16 protein-coding genes are annotated in these 21,268 nt (G+C 72.0%); 6 read left to right on the top strand and 10 right to left on the bottom strand.

Annotation, left to right across the window (positions count from 1 at the left end):
• Positions 1-18: 18 nt before the first annotated feature.
• On the top strand, positions 19-963 hold the full coding sequence (locus LNW72_RS28755) for an aminoglycoside phosphotransferase family protein (RefSeq protein ID WP_250978009.1): 945 nt from the start codon (positions 19-21) through the stop codon (positions 961-963).
• 13 nt (positions 964-976) lie between these two features.
• On the opposite strand, the gene LNW72_RS28750 is transcribed toward LNW72_RS28755, so the two are convergent.
• The 7 genes from LNW72_RS28750 to LNW72_RS28720 all read right to left on the bottom strand — a co-directional run bounded on the left by LNW72_RS28750 (position 977) and on the right by LNW72_RS28720 (position 10,098).
• On the bottom strand, positions 977-2,662 hold the full coding sequence (locus tag LNW72_RS28750; RefSeq protein WP_250978008.1) for a proline--tRNA ligase: 1,686 nt from the start codon (positions 2,660-2,662) through the stop codon (positions 977-979).
• Between the two features lie 70 nt (positions 2,663-2,732).
• Positions 2,733-3,290 (bottom strand): GNAT family N-acetyltransferase, encoded by a 558-nt coding sequence (locus tag LNW72_RS28745; RefSeq protein ID WP_250978007.1) that lies wholly within the window; start codon positions 3,288-3,290, stop codon positions 2,733-2,735.
• A gap of 16 nt (positions 3,291-3,306) precedes the next feature.
• Entirely contained in the window at positions 3,307-4,152 is an 846-nt protein-coding gene (locus tag LNW72_RS28740) for a GNAT family N-acetyltransferase (RefSeq protein WP_250978006.1), read from the bottom strand.
• 125 nt (positions 4,153-4,277) lie between these two features.
• Entirely contained in the window at positions 4,278-5,432 is a 1,155-nt protein-coding gene (gene ispG / locus LNW72_RS28735) for a flavodoxin-dependent (E)-4-hydroxy-3-methylbut-2-enyl-diphosphate synthase (RefSeq protein ID WP_250978005.1), read from the bottom strand.
• 95 nt (positions 5,433-5,527) lie between these two features.
• On the bottom strand, positions 5,528-6,847 hold the full coding sequence (locus LNW72_RS28730; RefSeq protein ID WP_250978004.1) for a site-2 protease family protein: 1,320 nt from the start codon (positions 6,845-6,847) through the stop codon (positions 5,528-5,530).
• On the bottom strand, positions 6,844-8,091 hold the full coding sequence (gene dxr / locus LNW72_RS28725) for a 1-deoxy-D-xylulose-5-phosphate reductoisomerase (RefSeq protein WP_250978003.1): 1,248 nt from the start codon (positions 8,089-8,091) through the stop codon (positions 6,844-6,846). The genes LNW72_RS28730 and dxr overlap by 4 nt, the downstream gene beginning before the upstream one ends.
• 66 nt (positions 8,092-8,157) lie before the next feature.
• Positions 8,158-10,098, bottom strand: coding sequence for an acyl-CoA dehydrogenase family protein (locus LNW72_RS28720; protein WP_250978002.1), 1,941 nt, complete (start codon positions 10,096-10,098; stop codon positions 8,158-8,160).
• A gap of 226 nt (positions 10,099-10,324) precedes the next feature.
• Here LNW72_RS28720 and LNW72_RS28715 point away from each other — a divergent pair, with 226 nt between their 5' ends.
• The 4 genes from LNW72_RS28715 (at position 10,325) to LNW72_RS28700 (ending at position 14,057) form a co-directional block, all read left to right on the top strand.
• Positions 10,325-11,914, top strand: coding sequence for a molybdopterin-dependent oxidoreductase (locus LNW72_RS28715; RefSeq protein ID WP_250978001.1), 1,590 nt, complete (start codon positions 10,325-10,327; stop codon positions 11,912-11,914).
• Positions 11,915-12,004: 90 nt separating this feature from the next.
• Entirely contained in the window at positions 12,005-12,646 is a 642-nt protein-coding gene (locus LNW72_RS28710) for a fasciclin domain-containing protein (protein ID WP_250978000.1), read from the top strand.
• 68 nt (positions 12,647-12,714) lie between these two features.
• Positions 12,715-13,302 (top strand): sigma-70 family RNA polymerase sigma factor, encoded by a 588-nt coding sequence (locus LNW72_RS28705; protein ID WP_250977999.1) that lies wholly within the window; start codon positions 12,715-12,717, stop codon positions 13,300-13,302.
• Positions 13,299-14,057: an anti-sigma factor gene (locus tag LNW72_RS28700; RefSeq protein WP_250977998.1), complete on the top strand. Its 759-nt coding sequence runs from the start codon at positions 13,299-13,301 to the stop codon at positions 14,055-14,057. Before LNW72_RS28705 ends, LNW72_RS28700 begins: the two co-directional genes overlap by 4 nt.
• 76 nt (positions 14,058-14,133) lie before the next feature.
• Here the strand turns inward: LNW72_RS28700 and LNW72_RS28695 are convergent, their stop codons facing one another.
• The 3 genes from LNW72_RS28695 to LNW72_RS28685 all read right to left on the bottom strand — a co-directional run bounded on the left by LNW72_RS28695 (position 14,134) and on the right by LNW72_RS28685 (position 19,608).
• Positions 14,134-15,579, bottom strand: coding sequence for an aldehyde dehydrogenase family protein (locus LNW72_RS28695; protein WP_250977997.1), 1,446 nt, complete (start codon positions 15,577-15,579; stop codon positions 14,134-14,136).
• Between the two features lie 134 nt (positions 15,580-15,713).
• Complete coding sequence (locus LNW72_RS28690; RefSeq protein WP_250977996.1) at positions 15,714-17,312, bottom strand: PucR family transcriptional regulator; 1,599 nt, start codon at positions 17,310-17,312, stop codon at positions 15,714-15,716.
• 196 nt (positions 17,313-17,508) lie between these two features.
• Positions 17,509-19,608, bottom strand: a complete 2,100-nt coding sequence (locus tag LNW72_RS28685) for an ATP-binding protein (protein ID WP_374117345.1) — start codon at positions 19,606-19,608, stop codon at positions 17,509-17,511.
• Positions 19,609-19,865: 257 nt separating this feature from the next.
• Between LNW72_RS28685 and gabT the strand changes: the two genes are divergently transcribed.
• On the top strand, positions 19,866-21,197 hold the full coding sequence (gene gabT, locus LNW72_RS28680) for a 4-aminobutyrate--2-oxoglutarate transaminase (protein ID WP_250977994.1): 1,332 nt from the start codon (positions 19,866-19,868) through the stop codon (positions 21,195-21,197).
• Positions 21,198-21,268: the final 71 nt, after the last annotated feature.

The raw sequence follows: 21,268 nt of genomic DNA, 5'->3' as shown, positions 1-21,268 counted from the left end.
CGGAGGGACAGCACGACCATGGCTTCAGCACCGCAGCCCGGCGGCCCCGGCACCATTCCGCTGGACCCGCCCGACCGGCTGGTCCGAACGATCGGGGCCTGGGAGGGCGACTCCGGCCGGGAGTGGCTCGCGGCGCTGCCGGGCCGGGTGGCCGACACGCTGGAGCGGTGGGAACTGCGGCCGGAGCGGGTGTTCACCCCCGGCGGCCAGATCAGCATGATCGTGCTCGTCCGGACGGCGGACGGCACCCCCGGCGTGCTCAAGCTGGGCATGGTCACCCCCGAGACCGAGCACGAGCACGCGGCGCTCGCCCACTGGGACGGCCGCGGCGCGGTCCGGCTGCTGCGCGCGGAGCCCGCCCAGGGCGCGATGCTGCTGGAGCGGCTGCAGGGCGAAGTGTCGCTGCGCTCCCTCCCGGAGCCCAAGGCGATGCTCGAGGCGACGGCCACCCTGCAGCGGCTGTGGGTGGCGCCGGCCGAGGGCCATCCGTTCACCTCGGTCGCCGACTACACCGGCGGTCTCGCCGGACACCTGCGGGAGCGCCGTGAGCAGCCCTGGGCCGCGGAGGTGCGCCCGCTCATCGACGAGGCGCTGGCGCTGCGCGAGCAGCTGCTGGCCGCGCCGGCCGAGGACGTGCTGCTGCACGGCGACTACCACCACGGCAACGTCCTGGCCGCCGAACGCAGCCCGTGGCTGGCCATCGACCCCAAGCCGCTGGTCGGCGAGCGGGCGTACGACCTGGCCTGGCTGGTCCGGGACCGGGTCGAGACGCTGGCCGCCTCCCCCGGCCCGCAGGCGGCGGCCCGCCGCCGGGTCGCCAAGCTCGGCGCGGCGCTCGACGTGGACCCGGAGCGGCTGCGCGGCTGGAGCCACTTCCGGGCCGTCGAGGCGGGTGTCTGGTCGCTGTCGGTCGGCGACAGCCAGGCCGGCGAACTCCTGCTGGAGTTCGCCAGCTGGCTGTAGGTCTCGCCGCGGATCAGCCGGTCAGCCGGGCCAGCGCCTCGTCGACCGTCAGCTCGGCCCGCTCGCCCGACCGGCGGTCCTTCAGTTCCACGACGCCCTCGGCCGCGCGGCGGCCGACGACGAGGATCTGCGGGACGCCGATGAGCTCCGCGTCGGTGAACTTCACGCCCGGCGAGACCCCGGCGCGGTCGTCGAGCAGCACCCGGACGCCCGCGGCGTGCAGCTTCTCCGCGACCTCCAGCGCCAGCTCGGTCTGGAGGGCCTTGCCGGCCGCGACGAGGTGCACGTCGGCGGGGGCGACCTCGCGCGGCCAGCACAGGCCCTGGCCGTCGGCGGTCTGCTCGGCCAGGGCGGCGACCGCGCGGGAGACGCCGATGCCGTAGGAGCCCATGGTCACCCGCACCGGCTTGCCCTGCTGGCCGAGCACGTCGAGCTGGAAGGCGTCGGCGTACTTGCGGCCGAGCTGGAAGATGTGACCGATCTCGATCGCACGGTCCAGCCGCAGTCCGGCGCCGCAGCGCGGGCAGGGGTCGCCGGGCCGCACGGTGACGACGTCGAGGTAGCGGTCGACCTCGAAGTCCCGGCCGCAGACGACGTTGCGGGCGTGCTTGCCGTTCTTGTTGGCGCCGGTGATCCAGGCGGTGCCGGGGGCGATGCGCGGGTCGGCGATGTAGTCGATGGCCAGGCCCTGCGGTCCGACATAGCCGCGGACCAGCTCGGGGCGGCCCTCGAAGTCCTCGGCGGTGACCAGCTCGACGACGGCCGGGGCGAGGTGCTCGCCGAGCTTGCCGAGGTCGACCTCGCGGTCACCGGGCACGCCGATGGCGGTGATCTTGCCGTCGACCTTCACCAGCAGGTTCTTCAGCGTCGCGGACGCCGGGACGTCCAGGTGCGCGGCGAGGGTCTCGATGGTCGGGGTGTCGGGGGTGTCGAGTTCCTCGACGGGGCCGTGCGCCACGCCCTCGACGGGCGGCACGACCGTGGTGACGGCCTCGGTGTTCGCCGCGTACTCGCAGGCCGGGCAGTCCACGAAGGTGTCCTCGCCGGCCGCGGCCGGGGCGAGGAACTCCTCGGACGCCGAGCCGCCCATCGCGCCGGAGACCGCGGAGACGATCCGGTAGTCGAAGCCGAGCCGGGTGAAGATCCGGATGTACGCGTCGCGGTGCGCCCGGTACGCCTCGGCCAGCCCCTCGTCCGTGGTGTCGAAGGAGTACGAGTCCTTCATCTGGAACTCGCGGCCGCGCAGCACGCCGGAGCGCGGGCGGGCCTCGTCCCGGTACTTCGTCTGGATCTGGTAGAGGATCACCGGCAGGTCCTTGTAGGACGTGCACTGGTCCTTCACCACCTGGGTGAAGATCTCCTCGTGGGTCGGGCCGAGGACGTAGTCCGCGCCCTTGCGGTCCTTGAGCTGGAACAGCAGGTCGCCGTACTCGCCGGCGCGGCCGGTCGTCTCGTAGTTCTCCCGCGGCAGCAGCGCGGGCAGCAGCACTTCCTGGCCGCCGATGGCGTCCATCTCCTCGCGGACGACGCGGGAGACGTTCTCCAGGACCCGCTTGCCGAGCGGCAGCCAGATCCAGACGCCCGCCGACGAGCGGCGGACGAAACCGGCGCGGACCAGCAGCTTGTGGCTGGCGGTCTCGGCGTCGGCCGGGTCGTCGCGCAGTGTCTTGAGCATCAGACGGGACATGCGCAGGACCATGGTGGCTCTCCAGGGGCTTGACGGGGATTCCCGCGAGGATATCCAGCCCGTCCGGCGGCACGGAAATGCGTTATGCGGGATCCCGGGGCCGGTCCGGGCGGCGCAGCGGCAGGGGCGCGCCCATCACCGCGTACGGGCTCGTCGCGCTGGGGAAGTGCACGGGCCGGGCCAGGTCCTGGTAGCCGAGCGTCCGGTAGAGCCGGCGGGCGGGGCTCTCGACGTCGATCGCGGAGAGGATGCTGCGCGGCTCGGTGGCCGTGTCGGTGATGGTGGTGATCAGCTGCCGTCCGATGCCCAGTCCCTGGAAGGCGGGCAGTACGTGCAGCTCCGTGATGACGAAGGAGCCGTCGAGCCACTGCTCGGTGCCGCGGTGGCGCAGATACGGCTGGACGACCGTGGACCACCAGTGCGCGCGGTCGTTGGGCATGCCGTAGACGAACCCGACGAGCCGTCCGTCCTCGGTGGTGGCGCCGAGGGCGCGGGCACCGGGACAGGCGAGGTGCCGCACGACGATCTGGCGGCGGATCGCGATCTCGTCGTCGTCGAGGCCGAAGGCGAGGGCCTGTACGGCGAGGGCCTCGTCGACCCGTTCCTCGAGGTCCAGACGGCCGACCACGACATCTTCCATGGGACGGGACATTACGTCAGAACAGCACGCTCATGAAGGCTCCGACCTCGGTGAATCCCACCCGGCGGTAGGCGGCACGGGCGGGTGCGTTGAAGTCGTTGACGTACAGGCTGGCGACCGGGGCCACATCCCGCAGCGCGTAGTGCAGCACGGCGGCCATACCGGCCTCCGACAGGCCCTGCCCCCGGTACTCCGGTGCCACCCAGACGCCCTGGATCTGGCAGGCGTGCCGGGTGACGGCGCCGATCTCGGCCTTGAAGACCACCCGGCCGTTCTCGATGCGGGCGAACGACCGTCCGGCGGTGACGAGTTCCGCGACCCGGGCCTGGTAGAGCAGCCCGCCGTCCCCCGCGAGCGGGGAGATGCCGACCTCCTCGGTGAACATGGCCACGCACGCGGGCATGATCACATCCATCTCGTCGCGCCGGACGCGCCGGACGAGGGGGTCGGGGGTGATGCCGGCGGGCAGCGCCCGGGTGCTCATCAGCGGCTGGCGGCCGCGGATCTCCCGGGCGGGGCCCCAGCTGGGTTCGAGCAGCGACCACAGTTCGGTGGTGGGCTCGGCGGGTCCGACGATCGACGAGCAGCGGCGGCCCGCCCGGCGGGCCCGCTCGGCGAAGGCGCGGACGGCTTCGGGGCCCGCGCAGATCGGCACCAGGTTGGCGCCGGCGTAGCAGAGGGAGGTGAGCCGGCCGCCGGAGTACCAGCCCCACATCTCGCCGCCGAGGCGCCAGGGGTCCAGGCCCGCGACGTTCACGCGGGAGGCGACGAACGCGTTGGACACGGGGTCGCGGTCGAGCACTTCGAGGGCGGCGTCGAGTTCGCCGGCCTCCAGGACCTTCGCGGTCGTCGTCGTCAACACGTGTGCGCCTCACCTACAGGCCGCGGAGGGCGGGGGTACCCCCGGCCGCACGGCCGGGGGTAGATCTTCGCACTTTACCTCGCGGAGGCGGGTTTCGCGGAGGTGGCCTCAGCGGCTTTCCCCGGTCAGCTCACGTTGACCTGGGGCTCGCCGGACGCGATGCCGTCCGCTTCCATCTGCTCGGCGATCTTCATCGCCTCTTCGATCAGGGTCTCCACGATCTTCGACTCCGGCACGGTCTTGATGACCTCGCCCTTGACGAAGATCTGGCCCTTGCCGTTGCCGGACGCGACACCGAGGTCGGCCTCGCGGGCCTCACCGGGGCCGTTCACGACGCAGCCCATGACCGCGACCCTGAGCGGGACCTCCATGCCCTCCAGGCCGGCGGAGACCTGGTCGGCGAGCTTGTAGACGTCGACCTGGGCACGGCCGCAGGACGGGCAGGAGACGATCTCCAGGCGGCGCTGCTTGAGGTTCAGCGACTCCAGGATCTGGATCCCGACCTTGATCTCCTCGACCGGCGGGGCGGAGAGCGAGACGCGGATGGTGTCGCCGATGCCCTCGGACAGCAGCGCGCCGAAGGCGACGGCGGACTTGATGGTGCCCTGGAAGGCGGGACCGGCCTCGGTCACGCCGAGGTGCAGCGGGTAGTCGCACTTGCTGGCGAGCAGCCGGTAGGCGTTGACCATCACGACCGGGTCGTTGTGCTTCACCGAGATCTTGATGTCACGGAAGCCGTGCTCCTCGAAGAGCGAGCACTCCCACAGCGCGGACTCCACCAGCGCCTCGGGGGTGGCCTTGCCGTACTTCTCCATCAGCCGGCGGTCCAGCGAGCCCGCGTTGACGCCGATCCGGATCGGAGTGCCGACCGAGGCCGCCGCCTTCGCGATCTCCTTGACCTTGTCGTCGAACTGCTTGATGTTGCCGGGGTTGACGCGGACGGCCGCGCAGCCGGCGTCGAGCGCCGCGAAGACGTACTTCGGCTGGAAGTGAATGTCCGCGATCACCGGGATCTGCGACTTCTTGGCGATGGTGGCGAGCGCGTCGGCGTCGTCCTGCGTGGGGCAGGCCACCCGCACGATCTGGCAGCCGGAAGCGGTGAGCTCGGCGATCTGCTGGAGCGTCGCCCCGATGTCCGCCGTCACCGTAGTCGTCATGGACTGGACCGAAACCGGCGCGTCCCCGCCCACCGCGACCGACCCGACCTGGATCTTGCGGCTGTGGCGGCGGTCGGCGAGCTTGATCGGAACGTCGGGCATTCCGAGCGAAATCGCGGTCATGTGCTTGGCATCCCCAAGGGTGTGGAACAAGGTCCCGGCGTGGGCGGGCTCCGTTTACCGAGGTTACGGCAACCCGCCCACGTCTCCGGCATCCGTCAGGAAAGCGTCACCGGATTGACTACGTCCGCTACGAGCACCAGTGCGGTGAAGCAGATGAAGATGCCCGCGACGACATAGGCGACCGGCATCAGCTTGGCCACGTCGAAGGGGCCCGGGTCCGGGCGCCGGGTGAGCTTGGCCAGCCTGCGGCGCAGCGACTCCCACAGGGCGCCGGCGATGTGACCGCCGTCGAGCGGGAGCAGCGGCAGCATGTTGAACAGGAACAACGACAGGTTCACGCCGGCGAGCAGGTTCAGCATGATGCCGATCTGCTGGGTCGCGGGGATCTTGAGCGAGAAGACCTCGCCGCCGATCCGGGCGACACCGACCATGCCGACGGGCTGGTCGACGGTGCGCTCCTTGCCCTGGAAGGCGGAGCCCCACAGCGCGGGGATCTTCGAGGGGATGTCGGCGATACCGCGCACCGAGCTCTCGGCGTTCGAGACCATGCGGTCGACGGACTCGCCGAAGGTGAGGGTCCGGTAGCCGCTGGCCGGGGTGAAGCCGAGGAAGCCGGCGTCCACGTACTGGCCCTTGACGGGGTAGCCGTCGCGGTCCTTCTTGTTCACGGTGTTCTTGACCAGGACCGGGTGCAGGGTGAGCGGCTTGCCGTCCCGTACGACCACGACGGTGGCCGGGCCGATGGTGTCGCGGATCTTGTCGGACAGGTCGTTCCAGTCGCCGACAGGCTGGCCGTTGAAGGACTCGATCCGGTCACCCGCCTTGAAGCCGGCGGCCTTGGCGGGCGGGGCCTCGGCGTTCTTCGGGCAGACGTCGGCCTTGGTGGCCTTGTCGGTCGTGGCGGAGGCCTTGACCACGCACTCCGCGACACTGCCGATCGAGGTGGTCGTGACGTTTCCGCCGATCCCCATCAGGGTGATCGCGAAGAGCACGAGCGCCAGGATCAGGTTCATGAACGGCCCGGCGAACATCACGATGACGCGCTTCCACGGCTTACGCGTGTAGAACATCCGCGTCTCGTCGCCGGGCTGCAGCTCCTCGTACGCGGCCGAGCGGGCGTCCTCTATCATGCTGCGCCAGGGCGAGCTGGAACGGGCCAGAACCTTCCCGTCCGGGCCGGGCGGGAACATGCCGATCATGCGGATGTAGCCGCCGAGCGGGATCGCCTTGAAGCCGTACTCGGTCTCGCCCTTGTGCCGCGACCAGATCGTCGGCCCGAAGCCGACCATGTACTGCGGCACGCGGATCTTGAAGAGCTTGGCGGTGGAGAGGTGGCCGAGCTCGTGCCAGGCGATGGAGAACAGCAGACCGATGACGAAGATGGCGATCCCGACGCCCCACATGAGTGCCGTCATACCCGTGCAGCCTCCGTAGCCAGTTCCCGTGCGCGGGCCCGTGCCCACGCTTCCGCTTCAAGGACGTCCTCGACGGTCAGCCGAGTTCCCGGATCCGGATGGCCGTGTTCCTCGACCACCCGGGCCACGGTGTCCACGATCCCCGTGAAGGGCAGCCGGCCGGCGAGGAACGCATCGACGCATTCCTCGTTCGCCGCGTTGAACACCGCGGGTGCGGTGCCACCGAGGCTACCTACATGTCGCGCCAAAGCCACCGCTGGGAACGCGTCGTCGTCCAGCGGGAAGAATTCCCACGTCGACGCCTTCGACCAGTCGAACGCGGGTGCGGCGTCCGGCACCCGCCGGGGCCAGCCGAGGCCGAGCGCGATGGGCATCCGCATGTCGGGCGGGCTCGCCTGGGCCAGCGTCGAGCCGTCGGCGAACTCCACCATCGAGTGGATGTACGACTGCGGGTGGACGACGACCTCGATCCGGTCGAAGGGGATGTCGTAGAGCAGATGCGCCTCGATGACCTCCAGGCCCTTGTTGACCAGGGTCGCGGAGTTGATCGTGATGACCGGGCCCATGTCCCAGGTCGGGTGCGCGAGTGCGTCCTTGGGGGTGACGCCGGCGAGCTCCTCCTTGGTGCGGCCGCGGAACGGGCCGCCGGAGGCGGTGACGATCAGCTTGCGGACCTCTTCGCGGGTGCCGCCCATCAGCGCCTGGAAGAGCGCGGAGTGCTCGGAGTCCACCGGGATGATCTGCCCGGGCTTCGCGAGCGCCTTCACCAGCGGGCCGCCGACGATCAGCGACTCCTTGTTGGCGAGGATCAGCACCCGGTCGGCCTCCAGGGCCGCCAGCGTCGGGCGCAGCCCGATCGAACCGGTGATGCCGTTGAGGACCGAGTGGCACTCGCTCGCGGCCAGCCGGGTGGCGGCGTCCGGCCCGGACAGGATCTCGGGGAGCGTTTCGCCGGCGCCGTAGTGCCGGCCGAGCGCCTGCCGCAGCGGCCCGACGGCGCCCTCGTCCGCCACGGCCACGGTCCGTACCCGCAGCTGGTGGGCCTGCTCGGCGAGCAGCTCGATCCGGCCGCCGGCGGCGGACAGCGCCACCACGCGGAAGCGGTCGGGGTTGCGCAGCACCACGTCGATGGCCTGGGTGCCGATCGAACCGGTGGAGCCGAGGATCACGATGTCCCGGGGCCCGTCGGTGTCGGCGGCGGCCGCGAATTCGCGGTGATGCGGGTCTGCGAGGGAGTCCGTCATCCCCCCATTGTGGCCGCATCCCCTGTCAGCTCGGACAGGGGATGCGGGTCTCGGGTCCCGGCGGGGTCAGCGGATGGGGCGGTGGACGTTCTCGGTCTTGGCGGGGCCGGGGGTGGCGTCGGCGATCCAGGGGCCGTCCCCGCTGAGGTCGACGATGCCGGCCTCCAGCCAGGTGTAGGTGCCGCCGAGCACGCCGTCGACGACCTTCCGGTCCAGGTCGTCGGTGTTGGACCACAGCCGGGTGAAGAGCTCCTCGACCCGGATCCGGGACTGCCGGCAGAAGGCGTCGGCGAGCTGGTACGCGGGCCTGCCCTCCTCGCCCGACGAGCGCAGCATCTCGGCGCGTACGCAGGCCGCGCTCATCGCGAAGAGCTCCGCCCCGATGTCGACGATGCGGCCGAGGAAGCCCTGCTTGGTCTCCATCCGGCCCTGCCAGCGCGCCATGGCCAGGAACGTCGAACGGGCGAGCTTGCGCGCGCTGCGCTCGGTGTACCGCAGGTGGGTGGCCAGGTCCGGGTAGCCGTCCGGGTGGAACTCGGCGTACGACGTGGGCAGTTGGCCGGCGCCGGCGACGAGCTTGGGGAGCCAGCGGGCGTAGAAGCCGCCGGCCCTGGCGCCGGCCTTCGCCTTGTCGCCGAGGCTCTTGTCGGGGTCGATGAGGTCGCCCGCGACGGACAGGTGGGCGTCGACCGCCTCGCGGGCGATCAGCAGGTGCATGATCTCCGTCGAGCCCTCGAAGATGCGGTTGATGCGCAGATCGCGCAGCACCTGTTCGGCGGGGACGGCGCGCTCGCCGCGGGCGGCGAGGGACGCGGCGGTCTCGAAGCCGCGGCCGCCGCGGATCTGCACGAGTTCGTCGGCCATCAGACAGGCCATCTCGCTGCCGTAGAGCTTGGCGAGGGCGGCCTCGATCCGGATGTCGTTGCGGTCCTCGTCGGCCATCTGCGAGGACAGGTCGAGAACCGCTTCGAGGGCGAACGTGGTCGCCGCGATGAAGGCGATCTTCGAGCCGACCGCCTCGTGCTTGGCGATGGACTTGCCCCACTGCTCGCGTTCCATCGACCACTCGCGGGCGATCTTCAGACACCACTTGCCGGCGCCGACGCACATCGCGGGCAGCGAGAGGCGGCCGGTGTTCAGGGTGGTGAGGGCGATCTTGAGGCCGGCGCCCTCGGGGCCGATGCGCTGGTCGGCCGGGACGGTGACCTGGTGGAAGCGGGTGACACCGTTCTCCAGGCCGCGCAGCCCCATGAAGGCGTTGCGGTGCTCGACGGTGACGCCCTCGGAGCCCGCCTCGACGACGAAGGCGGTGATGCCGCCCTTGTGCCCCTCGGACTTCGGCACCCGGGCCATGACGACCAGCAGGTCGGCGACGACGCCGTTGGTCGTCCAGAGCTTGACGCCGTCCAGGACGTACGCGGAGCCGTCCTCGGTGGGCACCGCGCTGGTCGCCAGCCGGGCCGGGTCGGAGCCGACGTCGGGTTCGGTGAGCAGGAAGGCGCTGATGTCGGTGCGCGCGCAGCGCGGGAGGAAGGTCTCCTTCTGCTCCGTGGTGCCGAACATCTTGAGCGGCTGCGGCACGCCGATGGACTGGTGCGCGGAGAGCAGCGCGCCGATCGAGGCGTTGGCGGAGCCCACGAGCGCGAGGGCCTTGTTGTAGTACACCTGGGTGAGGCCCAGGCCGCCGTACTTCGTGTCGATCTTCATTCCGAGGGCGCCGAGCTCCTTGAGCCCGTTGATGACCTCGTCGGGGATCCGCGCCTCGCGTTCGATGCGGGCCCCGTCGATCTTCGTCTCGCAGAAGTCCCTGAGTTTGGCGAGGAATTCCTCGCCGCGCTGGACGTCGTCGGGCGCCGGCAGGGGATGCGGATGGATCAGATCGAGCCTGAAGCGGCCCAGGAACAGCTCCTTGGCGAAGCTGGGCTTCCGCCAGTCCTGTTCGCGGGCGGCCTCGGCCACCTGCCGGGCCTCGCGTTCAGAAACGTTGTGTGCGGATGGTGCGGTCAAGAGGGCTCACCTCGCCGCGGAGTCGGGATGTACGGGCGCGGTCGGCCGCCGGGAGACCCGGGTCAGCGCGCTACCGGGGTCGCCGAGTTACCGATCGGTGCTACTTGCCCGTATCTACCCCAATTCCCGTGCGGCCACCACCCCCCGCGCAGCACCGGCCGGGAGCACGGGCGCGTCGGCTCACCCGATCGGGTGAGTGACCAATCCGGCTCACGACTCGCTCCGAATGCCCTCTGTGAAACGGAACAGGATGCGCGAGCTGCTGCTCGGCGCGGTGAGCGGAGAACTGGCGGCTGCCGTCTCGCTCGCCGCCGCCGAGCTGGTGGCCATCGCCGTCGGACCGCAGGCGTCGCCGGTGACGGCGATCGGCGGAACGGCGATCGACGCGACTCCTGTCGAGGTGAAGAACTGGGCGATCCGGCACTTCGGCACCTCGGACAAGCTGGTGCTGCAACTGGGCATCGTGGCGGCGCTGGCGCTGTTCGCCGCGGTCGTCGGTGTGCTCGCCGTCCACCACCGGCCGGCGGGAGTCGCCGGGGTGGCGGTCTTCGGCGCGGTCGGCGCGGTGGCGGCGGTCCGGCGGCCGGTGGGTGTGTGGACGGACGCGTTTCCCTCGCTCGTCGGCGCACTGGCCGGTGCGGCGGTGCTGTGGCTGCTGGCCGGCCGGATCCGCGGCCAGGGCCCGCCCGCCACGGACGGCACGGAGAACTCCGTGCAGCCGGTCGGCGCCTTCGACCGGCGCGGGTTCCTGATCGCCGCGTCCGCGGCGGCCGCGTTCTCCGCCGTCGGCGGCACCGTCGGACGGCGGCTGAACTCCACCAATGCCGCGGCCGTCGCGTCCCGCGACTCCGTGAAACTGCCCGCCCCGCAGTCGGCGGCGGGGCGGGTACCCGCGGGCGCCGATCTCCGGATCCCCGGGATGCGGCCCTTCACGACACCCAATGCCTCCTTCTACCGGGTGGACACCGCTCTCACCGTTCCCCAGGTGGATGCCACCAGCTGGCGGCTGCGGATCCATGGGAAGGGCGTCACCGAGCCGGTGGAGTTCACCTATCAGGACCTGCTGCGGCGCCCGCTGATCGAGCGGGACATCACGCTGACCTGTGTGTCCAACGAGGTCGGCGGACCGTACATCGGCAACGCCCGGTGGATCGGGGTGCCGCTCGCCGCCCTCCTGAAGGAGGCCGGGGTCCGTCCGCCGTCCGCCGGCGGACCCGCCGATCAGCTGGTGGCGCGCTCGGTGGACGGGATGACGCTCGGCAGCCCGGTCGAGACGGTCCTCGACGGCCGGGACGCGATGCTCGCGGTCGGGATGAACGGCGAGCCGCTGCCCTTCACCCACGGTTTCCCGGTCCGGATGCTCGTCCCCGGGCTCTACGGCTACGTATCGGCCTGCAAATGGCTGACCGACCTGGAACTGACCACGTTCGCCGACTTCGACGCCTACTGGGTCCGGCGCAGCTGGTCCCCGCAGGCGCCCATCAAGACGTCGTCCCGGATCGACACCCCGCGGCCCTTCGCCTCCCTGAAGGCGGGCCCGGTGCCCGTCGCGGGCGTCGCGTGGGCCCAGCACCGGGGCATCGACAAGACCGAGGTGCGGATCGACGGCGGTGCGTGGCAGGCCGCCCGGCCCGCCACGGAGGACACCGCCGACACCTGGCGCCAGTGGTCGTACCTCTGGGACGCCAAGCCCGGTTCGCACCGTATCGAGGTCCGCGCGACGGACCGCACCGGCCGGACCCAGACCGGCGACCGGCAGGGCACCGTGCCCGACGGCTCCACGGGCTGGCACTCGGTGGTGGTCACCGTGGAGTGAGCTCCGCGCACCACACCACCGGCACCCCCCCATCGCCACACCCCACCATCACCACCCGGTCAACCGGGAACCCCCATGAGGAGATCTGTCATGTACACCACCACCCGCTTCCGTCGTGCCGCCCTCGCCTCGGCCGCCGCGGCCGTCCTCGCCGTCACCGCGTCCGCCTGTTCCGACAGCGGCAGCGACAAGAGCAACGCGGCGAACAGCAACGCCACCGCACCGGCCGCCGGCGGCGGCACGACGAACGCGTCCGCGCCCTTCGGCCCGGCCTGCGCCGGGGTGCCGAAGGACGGCTCGGGCAGCTTCGAAGGCATGGCGAAGGACCCGGTGGCCACCGCCGCCTCGCACAACCCCGCGCTGTCCACCCTGGTCACCGCGGTGACGAAGGCCGGTCTCGTCGACACCCTCAACAGCGCGCAGAACATCACGGTCTTCGCGCCGACGAACGACGCCTTCGCCAAGATCCCGCAGGCCGACCTGGACAAGGTGCTGAACGACAAGGACACGCTCACCAAGATCCTGACCTACCACGTGGTCGGGCAGCCGCTGACCCCGAACCAGCTCAACAACGGTATGTTCCCCACACTGGAGAAGCAGTCCCTCATGACCAAGGGATCCGGCGAGTCCTACAAGGTCAACGGCACCAGCAACGTGGTCTGTGGCAACGTCAAGACCGCCAACGCCAACGTCTACATCGTCGACACCGTTCTGATGCCGCCGGTTTCCTGACCGGAACGGCCAATCCGCCGGGGCCCCGGCTACGAATCAATGGTGACAACCATTGCTCGGAGGTGCGCATGCACGCGGTAGCCCGCGACAACGGACCCGTGGCGCCGGGCCCCGGAAGCCTGGAGACCCTGCTCGAACGGGTCTCCAGGGGGGACCAGCAGGCGTTCGACAGCGTCTACACGGCTGTTGCCGGTTCCGTGCTCGGGCTGGCCCACCGCGTGCTGCGCGATCCCGCGCAGTCCGAGGAGGTCGCCCAGGAGGTGCTGATCGAGGTGTGGCGCAGCGCCGCCCGCTTCGACCCCGGCCGGGGCAGCGCCATGGCCTGGATCATGACGCTCGCCCACCGGCGGGCCGTCGACCGGGTGCGCTCGGCTCAGGCCTCCGCCGACCGCGAGCAGCGGGCCGCGGTCCGCGATCACACCCCCGCCTTCGACGAGGTGGCGGAGCAGGTGGAGCGGCGGCTGGAGCGCGAACAGGTGCGCCGCTGTCTGGGACAGCTGACCGAACTCCAGCGCGAGTCGGTGAACCTGGCCTACTACCGGGGATATACCTACCGGGAAACCGCCGATGTGCTGGGAACGGCGCTCGGCACGGTCAAGACCCGTCTCCGGGACGGGCTCATCCGTCTGCGGGACTGCTTGGGGGTGACGTCGTGAACGATTCCGCCGATCTGCACACACTGACCGGCGCCTACGCGTTGGACGCCCTCTCCCCCGCGGAGGCGGCGGAGTTCGCCCGGCATCTCGCCGAGTGCCCCGCCTGCGCCCAGGAAGTGCGCGAGCTGCGGGAGACCGCGACCCGGCTGGCCTTCGCGGTGGCGCAGGTGCCGCCGCCGGGGCTGCGGGACCGCGTCATGTGGTCGCTGCCCGAGGTACGGCAGCTGCCGCCCCTGGTCGTCGAACCCGTCGTGGTGCCGCTGCGCGGCCCGCGGTGGCGGCAGCGGCTGCCGTATCTGGCCGCCGCGGCCTGTCTGGCCATCGCCGCGGGCGCCGGGGTCTGGGCCGTCCAGGCCCAGCGGGACGCCGACCGGGCGCGGGACGGCAACGTCCAGGCGGAACAGCGCGCCTCCGATCTGGAGACGCTGATGGCGGCGCCCGACGCCACGCTGCGCACCGGCTCGATGCGGGGCGGCGGCGGGGCGACCGTGGTCTCCTCGCAGCGGCTCGGACGGACGGCGTTCGTCTACCACGACCTGCCGCCGCTGGGCACTTCGCGGGTCTACCAGCTCTGGTACAGCCAGAACGGCTCGATGATCCCGGCCGGTCTCGTCGCTCCGGGCCGCACCGACGGGGCGCAGCTCCTGGCGGGCGGCCCGAGGGGCGCCGACGCGGTTGGGGTGACGGTGGAACCGTCCGGCGGTTCACCCACCCCGTCGGGACCGCCGGTCATGGTCGTACCGATCCCTTCCTGACCGGATCGGGGCAGGAAAAAACCGGCCGGGGCGCACCGCACATGCGCCCCGGCCGGTGGGGGGTGGTCCGTCGGTCTCAGAGATCCAGGCCGGTCAGGACGAGGACCCGCTCGTAGGTGTAGTCGGCCATGGCGTAGGAGACGCCCTCACGGCCGACACCGGAGTCCTTCACGCCGCCGTACGGCATCTGGTCCGCGCGGTACGAGGGCGCGTCGCCGATGATCACGCCGCCGACCTCCAGCTCGCGGTGGGCCCGGAAGGCGGTCTGCAGGTCGTGCGTGAACACACCGGTCTGCAGGCCGTAGTTCGAGTCGTTGACGGCCGCGAACGCCTCGTCCGCGCCGTCGGCCTTCTGCAGCGACAGGACCGGGCCGAAGACCTCCGCGGTGGCGAGGATCGCGTCGGCGGGGATCTCGGTGAGCACCGTCGGGGCGTACGAGGCGCCCTCGCGGGTGCCGCCGGTGAGCAGCTTGGCGCCCTTGGCGACCGCGTCGTCGACCCAGGACTCGACGCGCTTCGCGGCGTTCTCGTCGACCAGCGGGCCCACGTCGGTGGCGTCGTCGGACGGGTCACCGGTGACCTGGGCCGCGACCTTGGCGACGACCTTCTCGGCGAGCACGTCGAAGACCGACGCGTCGGCGATCACCCGCTGCACCGAGATGCAGGACTGGCCGCCCTGGTAGTTGGCGAAGGTGGCGATGCGGGTGGCCGCCCACTCCAGGTCCTCCTCGGAGGACCAGTCGGCGAGCACCACGGCCGCGGCGTTGCCGCCCAGTTCGAGGGTGGTGTGCTTGCGCGGCACCGAATCCATGATCTGGTAGCCGACCTTGTCGGAACCGGTGAAGGAGATCACCGGCAGGCGCTTGTCCTGCACCAGGGCCGGCATCCGGTCGTTGGGGACCGGAAGGACGCTCCAGGAGCCGGCCGGCAGACCGGTCTCGGCGAGGATCTCGCCCAGCACCAGGGCCGACAGCGGGGTCGCCGGGGCGGGCTTGAGGATGATCGGGGCGCCGACCGCGATCGCCGGGGCGACCTTGTGGGCGACGAGGTTCAGCGGGAAGTTGAAGGGCGCGATGCCGAGCACGGCGCCGCGCGGGAAGCGCCGGGTCAGCGCCAGCCGGCCGACGCCGCCGGCGTCGGTGTCCAGCCGCTGTGCCTCGCCGCTGTTGAAGCGGCGGGCCTCCTCCGAGGCCCAGCGGAACACCGACACGGCCCGGCCCACCTCGCCGCGGGCCCACTTGATCGGCTTGCCGTTCTCGGCGGTGATCAGCCGGGCGATCTCCTCGGTGCGCTCCGCGAGCCGCCTGGCGACGAGGTCGAGCGCGGCGGACCGCACATGGGCCGGGGTCGCGGCGAACTCGGCCTGTACGGCCTCGGCGGCCGCGACGGCCTCTTCGACCTGGGCCTCGGTGGGGACGCTGACCGTGCCGACGACCCGGCCGTCCCACGAGTTGGTGACGTCGAAGCTGTCCTCGCCGGTCGCCTTGCGGCCGGCGAGCCAGAATGCGGTGGGGGTGCTCACAGCGGCCCGGCCCTTCCGATGGGGTGGTGATCCCGATGGGTGGTGATCGATCACGTACATCCACGGTAGGCCGGGCGGGGCGCGGGGGCGTTTGTCCACTGCGGAGTACCGCTCGTGGCGGGTACTCCGTTGTGTCACTCGCCGGGCGGCAGGGTCTTCATCGCCAGCCACAGCTCCATCCGGACGTCCGGATCGTCCAGCGAGCGGCCGAGGATCTCCTCCACCCGGCGCATGCGGTAGCGCAGGGTGTGCCGGTGAACACCCAGGTCGGAGGCGGCGGCGTCCCACTGGCCGTGCCGCGAGAGCCAAGCCTGGAGGGAGGCGACGAGGTCGCCGCGGCTGGTCGCGTCGTGCTCGCGCAGCGGGCGCAGCAATCCCTCGGCGAACGCCCGGACCGCGTCGTCGCCGAGCAGCGGGAGAACCGATCCTGCACCGACCTCGCCGTGCTCGACCAGGTTGCGGCCGCGCCGCAGCGCGACGGCCAGCGCCCGTTCGGCCTGCCGGTTGGCGTCCGGCAGCTCCGCCACCGGGACGGCCGCGGACAGCCCGGCGGCCAGGGTGTCGTCGGCCTCGGCGAAGTCGGTGCAGGCCTTGAGCACGGCCGAACCGTCGGCGGCGAGCACCACCAGCCGGGGGCCCTCCCGTACGGCGATGACCGGCTCGCCCGAGCGGGCGCCGGCGGCCTCGGCCCGCTCGGCGAGCAGCGCCACCGAGTCCAGGGCCACCGCCGGGCGGCCGGTGCGGACGGCGGGCCTGACCGCCTTCGCGGGCTTGGCGGCGAGTTCCGCGGGCTCCACGACGAGCAGCCGCACCGGCTGCGTCAGCAGGTCGCCGTAGAGCCGGCCCGCGACGGTACGGGCGTGCTCGCTCTCCCCGGTGAGCAGCATCCGCAGCAGGGCCGCGGCGAGCCGCTGCTCGGTGTCCTGGAGCGCCCGGGACTGCTCCAGGGAGAGCGTGAGCAGCGCGACGGCGGCGTGCACGACATAGCGGGCGGGGGTGTCGAGGCGCTCCTCGGTGCCGACGGCGAGAAAGCCGCGGGCCCGGCGCGCGGTGCCCAGCGACTGCAGTTCGACGCGGTCCTCGGTGCCCGCGGGGCCCGCCACGGCCGCGCTGGCGGGCGCCGGCTTGTCCCGCAGCCGGTCGATCTCGCCGGTCAGCCGGGCGGCGCGGCGGCCCGCCCACTCGGGAGCCGCGGCGAGCACCGCGCCGGAGGCGTCGTAGAGCGCGGCCCAGCCGTTGAGGTGGTGCGCGAGCCGGCCGAGCAGCGCGGAGGTGCCGTCCGGGGCGAGGGCCGCCCGGGTCAGATCGCGCTGGGCCTCGAACCCGGCGGTGACGGCCTGGTACTGATCGGCCGCGACCGCCGCCGACACGGCCTTGCTGATCGCGATGAACGGCGTGCGGCGCGGCACTTCGAGCAGCGGCAGATCCAGCTCCGCCGCGGCGTCGACCAGCGCGGGCGGCACCGCGTCGTGCCCCACCCCGACGCCGAAGCCGAGCCCGACCACCCCGGCGTCCGCCAGCCGCCGCACATAGCCGCGCAGGCTGTCCGGGTCGTCGACGGCCAGTTTGAGTCCGGTGGTGAGCAGCAGCTCGCCGCCTTCGAGATACGGTCCCGGGTCGTCCAGCTCGCTGGTGTGCACCCAGCGCACGGTGGCGTCCAGCCGGTCGCCGCCGGCGAGGACCACGAGCTTGAGCGCCGAATGGTGGACGAGAGAGGCGAGGGTGAGGGGCATGACGCGCTGTCGCCTCCGGCGGGGGGCTTCCGGCGGCGCCGGCGAGGTCACGGTGACCCGCCGGGCCAGGAGGCCCGAAGGACTCGGTTTTGGCCGACCGGTAGTGGTGACCGGTTCCGATTCTGCCTCACCGTCCAGATCCCGGCATCAGGCGTCCGATATCAGACGTGCGACGTGAAGAATCAGACGTCAGGTGTCAGCCGCGGAGGTCGACCAGTATCGGCGGGGCGTGTTCGCCGTCGGTGGCGGTGAGCGAGACGACGGCGTGCCCGGCCGGCACCGAATGGGCCAGCTCGGAGGCGGACCAGCGCTCGCGCTCGACACTGCGGACGGTCACCGACTCGGTGGTGACCGCCTCCCCGGTGAACAGCCGCCGCACCCCGCGGTTGAGGCGGCGCAGCAGACCGCCGGACTGATCGGGTGTGCGCGTCACGTCCCGGGTCTCCACCCAGGTGGTGCCCCAGGCCTCGGCGAAGCGCTTCCCGTCCCAGGTGGTGATCCCGGACAGCGCCATCCGGCAGCCGACCGCGCCGAGCAGCGCGGTGCGCAGCGCCTCGGGGACGTCGTCGAGCGTCCGCAGCGCCAGCACGGCCCCGGCGTTGGCGGACCGCAGCCGCTGCAGTCCGCGCACCGACTCGCCGGTGATGGTGTGCGCGGCGTCGTCGAGGACCAGGCAGGCGAAGAGCGACCGGTCGCGGCGGCCGGTGACCGCGGCGGTGAACTGGGCCAGCACGAGTCTCGCGAGGATCCGGGACGCCTCGGCGTGACCGCGTTCCGGCAGGTCGATACGGACCCGCAGCGGGTGCTCCAGGGTGTGCATGGAGAACGGCCGGGTCCGGCCGGTGACGTCGAAGAATCCCGCGAAGGCCGGCCGGTCGAGCAGTGCGATCCGGTCGGCGAGCAGGGTGCCGATGTCGTCGGGCCGCCCCGCCTGCCGCTGCCGTGCCTCCAGCTCACGGACCGGCCCCGGCTCCCCGGCCAGGTCCAGCGCCCCGCGCAGCGCGGCGAACGCGTGCGGGATGCCGTCGAGCAGCTCGCGCAGCTCGGTGACGGCGGGGAAGCGCCCGTGGGCGGCGCGGTAGGGGCCGAGCAGCTGCGAGAGCGCGGTGGCGGCCCGCCGGATGTCGGCCTCGTGCGTGGGGCCGTCGTCGATGAGCGCCTCGGCGAGGGTGCTCCCGGCCGCGTCCGGGTCGGGGCTGCCGCCGTACAGGTCCAGGTCGTAGCGCGACGAGGGGTCGCCGAGCGAGATGACGACGTCGAAGGCGTCGGCCGGTCCCAGGTCGGTGCCCGCGGAGCCCACGGCGATCACCGCGGCGGTGCCGGACAGCGCCTGCAGGCACAACGACTCCACGACCGGCCGGACCAGCTGCCGGGTCTTCCCCGAGCCGGGCGGGCCGACCGCGACCAGACCGGTCCCGAGCAGCGACGGGTCGAGCGCCAGCCCCGCGCCCCGGTGCTGGTACGGATTGCGGTCGTCGGCCGGCGCCAGACCGATCCGCACCTGGCCGCCGAGCAGATCGTGCGTCGCGGAGCGGAACGGCAGATCGCGCGCGCCGGAGGGATGCAGACAGGCTGCGGCGCCCTGCCGCAGCACGGTGTCGGCGAACGCGTCGATCCGCCGCGGCTCCGCGAGCACCGACGTCCAGGCGCGCTGGATCCGCGTGTAGTCGACGTCGTTCATCCGCCCGCTGCGGATCTCGCCCGCGAGCCGGTCGGCCACCGCGTGCTGCCCGGCGGCCCGCAGCTCCGGCCACTGGACGGGGTCGTCCTCAACAGGCTGCCCGCCGGGCCGCACCCCCGGCTGCGCCGGCTCGTCCCACAACCGGCCCAGGGCGGGCGCGGCATACCGGCGCCAGACGTCCGGCCAGTGGCCGGCCCGGCCGAACACATAGGCCAGCAGGCCGATCCAGATCAGGTAGTACAGGTTGGAGACGACCGTGTAGGCGACCCGGTCGCCGGTGTACGCCCAGTCGTCCGGGATGAGCCAGAACATCGGCTTGAGCCAGAGGCTGCCGAAGTAGTTCCAGAGCAGCGACCAGACCAGCAGCCCGCACAGCAGGGCCAGCAGCGCGCCGCCGATCAGCCGGCGGCCGGCCAGCCGGCCCGGGTCCTCCGGGGGGCGCGGGACGTGCCCGTAGGCGAAGATCCCCGGGGCGTCGTGGTGGCGCGGGGTGCGCAGCCAGGTTTCCAGCGCCGACACGGGTGGTGCCTGTGGCATCGGCGGCGGCCCCGCCGGCCTCGGTACCGGGGTCGCGGGCGCGGCCTTCCGGAATCCCTGCGTACCCTCGATATCCACTACCGGCCGCCCCTCAGCCTCGTCGCCAGCGACGGAACTCAATGTAGTGGAGCGGACACCGGTCCATAAGGATCATGGCGCTTCGCGAGGCGCGGGTGCCGAAATCGCCTGCCAGGACTACGGTCTGCCGGGAAGCGGACTGTCCGCCGTGTCGAATGGCCACCCGCCACTGCGCCCTATCGGAGTAAGCGGGCCCGCGCGGCCCCCGCTTAGCCTGCGGGAAAAGCCCGTGGACATATAAGAGGAGTACGCCCGCCATGACCGAACTGTCCCAGGAGCGCCGGCTCGTCACCTCGATCCCCGGCCCGAAGTCGCAGGAGCTGATGGCCCGCAAGGTCGCGGCGGTCCCCAGCGGCATCGGCGTCACCCTCCCCGTCTTCGTGACGCGCGCCGGCGGCGGCGTGCTCGAGGACGTGGACGGCAACTCGCTCATCGACTTCGGCTCCGGCATCGCGGTGACCTCGGTCGGCAACAGCGCCGAGGCCGTGGTGCGGCGGGCGACCGCGCAGCTCGCGGACTTCACCCACACCTGTTTCATGGTGACCCCGTACGAGGGTTACGTCGAGGTCGCCGAGCAGCTCAACGAGCTGACCCCGGGCGACCACGAGAAGCGCACCGCGCTGTTCAACTCCGGCGCCGAGGCCGTCGAGAACGCGGTGAAGATCGCCCGCTCGTACACCAAGCGCACCGCGGTCGTCGTCTTCGACCACGGCTACCACGGCCGCACCAACCTGACGATGGCGCTCACCGCCAAGAACATGCCGTACAAGGAGGGCTTCGGGCCGTTCGCGCCCGAGGTCTACCGCGTGCCGCTCGCCTACGGCTACCGCTGGCTGACCGGCGCCGAGAACTGCGCCGAGGAGGCCGCGGCCCAGGCGATCGACATGATCACCAAGCAGGTCGGCGCCGAGAACGTGGCCGCCATCGTGATCGAGCCGATCGCGGGCGAGGGCGGCTTCATCGAGCCGGCCAAGGGCTTCCTGCCGAAGATCGCCGAGTTCGCGAAGGCGAACGGCATCGTGTTCGTCGCGGACGAGATCCAGACCGGCTTCTGCCGCACCGGCCAGTGGTTCGCCTGTGACGACGAGGGCGTCGTCCCGGACCTGATCACCACCGCCAAGGGCATCGCGGGCGGCCTGCCGCTCGCCGCCGTCACGGGCCGCGCCGAGATCATGGACGCCGCGCACGCGGGCGGCCTCGGCGGCACCTACGGCGGCAACCCGGTGGCCTGCGCCGCGGCGCTCGGCGCGATCGAGACCATGAAGGAGCTCGACCTCAACGCCCGGGCGCGGCGCATCGAGGAGGTCATGAAGGGCCGTCTGCACGCGATGCAGGAGAAGTTCGCCGTGATCGGTGAAGTGCGCGGCCGCGGCGGCATGATCGCCGTCGAGCTCGTGGAGCCGGGCACCAAGACCCCGAACGCCGCGGTGACCGCCGCGCTGGCGAAGGCCTGCCACGCCGAGGGACTGGTCGTTCTGACCTGCGGCACCTACGGCAACGTGCTGCGTTTCCTGCCGCCGCTGGTCATCGGCGAAGATCTCCTGAACGAGGGTCTCGACATCATCGAGGAGGCCTTCACCCGGGTGTGACTCCCGGTGTAACTCTGGGTAAGGGGGCGGCATCGGTGAAGAAGGTGTGCGGGCCTGATGGCGGAGGGGTA

The sequence above is a fragment of the Streptomyces sp. RKAG293 genome (genome assembly GCF_023701745.1).
Classification (GTDB): domain Bacteria; phylum Actinomycetota; class Actinomycetes; order Streptomycetales; family Streptomycetaceae; genus Actinacidiphila.
This window is presented reverse-complemented; position numbering and strand designations above follow the sequence as displayed.

Coding starts and splice junctions, on each gene's coding strand:
- LNW72_RS28705 (WP_250977999.1), top strand. CDS start 12,715: ATGCACGCGGTAGCCCGCGACAACGGACCCGTGGCGCCGGGCCCCGGA.
- LNW72_RS28690 (WP_250977996.1), bottom strand. CDS start 17,312: ATGCCCCTCACCCTCGCCTCTCTCGTCCACCATTCGGCGCTCAAGCTC.
- LNW72_RS28745 (WP_250978007.1), bottom strand. CDS start 3,290: ATGGAAGATGTCGTGGTCGGCCGTCTGGACCTCGAGGAACGGGTCGAC.
- dxr (WP_250978003.1), bottom strand. CDS start 8,091: ATGACGGACTCCCTCGCAGACCCGCATCACCGCGAATTCGCGGCCGCC.
- LNW72_RS28715 (WP_250978001.1), top strand. CDS start 10,325: ATGCCCTCTGTGAAACGGAACAGGATGCGCGAGCTGCTGCTCGGCGCG.
- LNW72_RS28710 (WP_250978000.1), top strand. CDS start 12,005: ATGTACACCACCACCCGCTTCCGTCGTGCCGCCCTCGCCTCGGCCGCC.
- ispG (WP_250978005.1), bottom strand. CDS start 5,432: ATGACCGCGATTTCGCTCGGAATGCCCGACGTTCCGATCAAGCTCGCC.
- LNW72_RS28730 (WP_250978004.1), bottom strand. CDS start 6,847: ATGACGGCACTCATGTGGGGCGTCGGGATCGCCATCTTCGTCATCGGT.
- gabT (WP_250977994.1), top strand. CDS start 19,866: ATGACCGAACTGTCCCAGGAGCGCCGGCTCGTCACCTCGATCCCCGGC.
- LNW72_RS28755 (WP_250978009.1), top strand. CDS start 19: ATGGCTTCAGCACCGCAGCCCGGCGGCCCCGGCACCATTCCGCTGGAC.
- LNW72_RS28750 (WP_250978008.1), bottom strand. CDS start 2,662: ATGGTCCTGCGCATGTCCCGTCTGATGCTCAAGACACTGCGCGACGAC.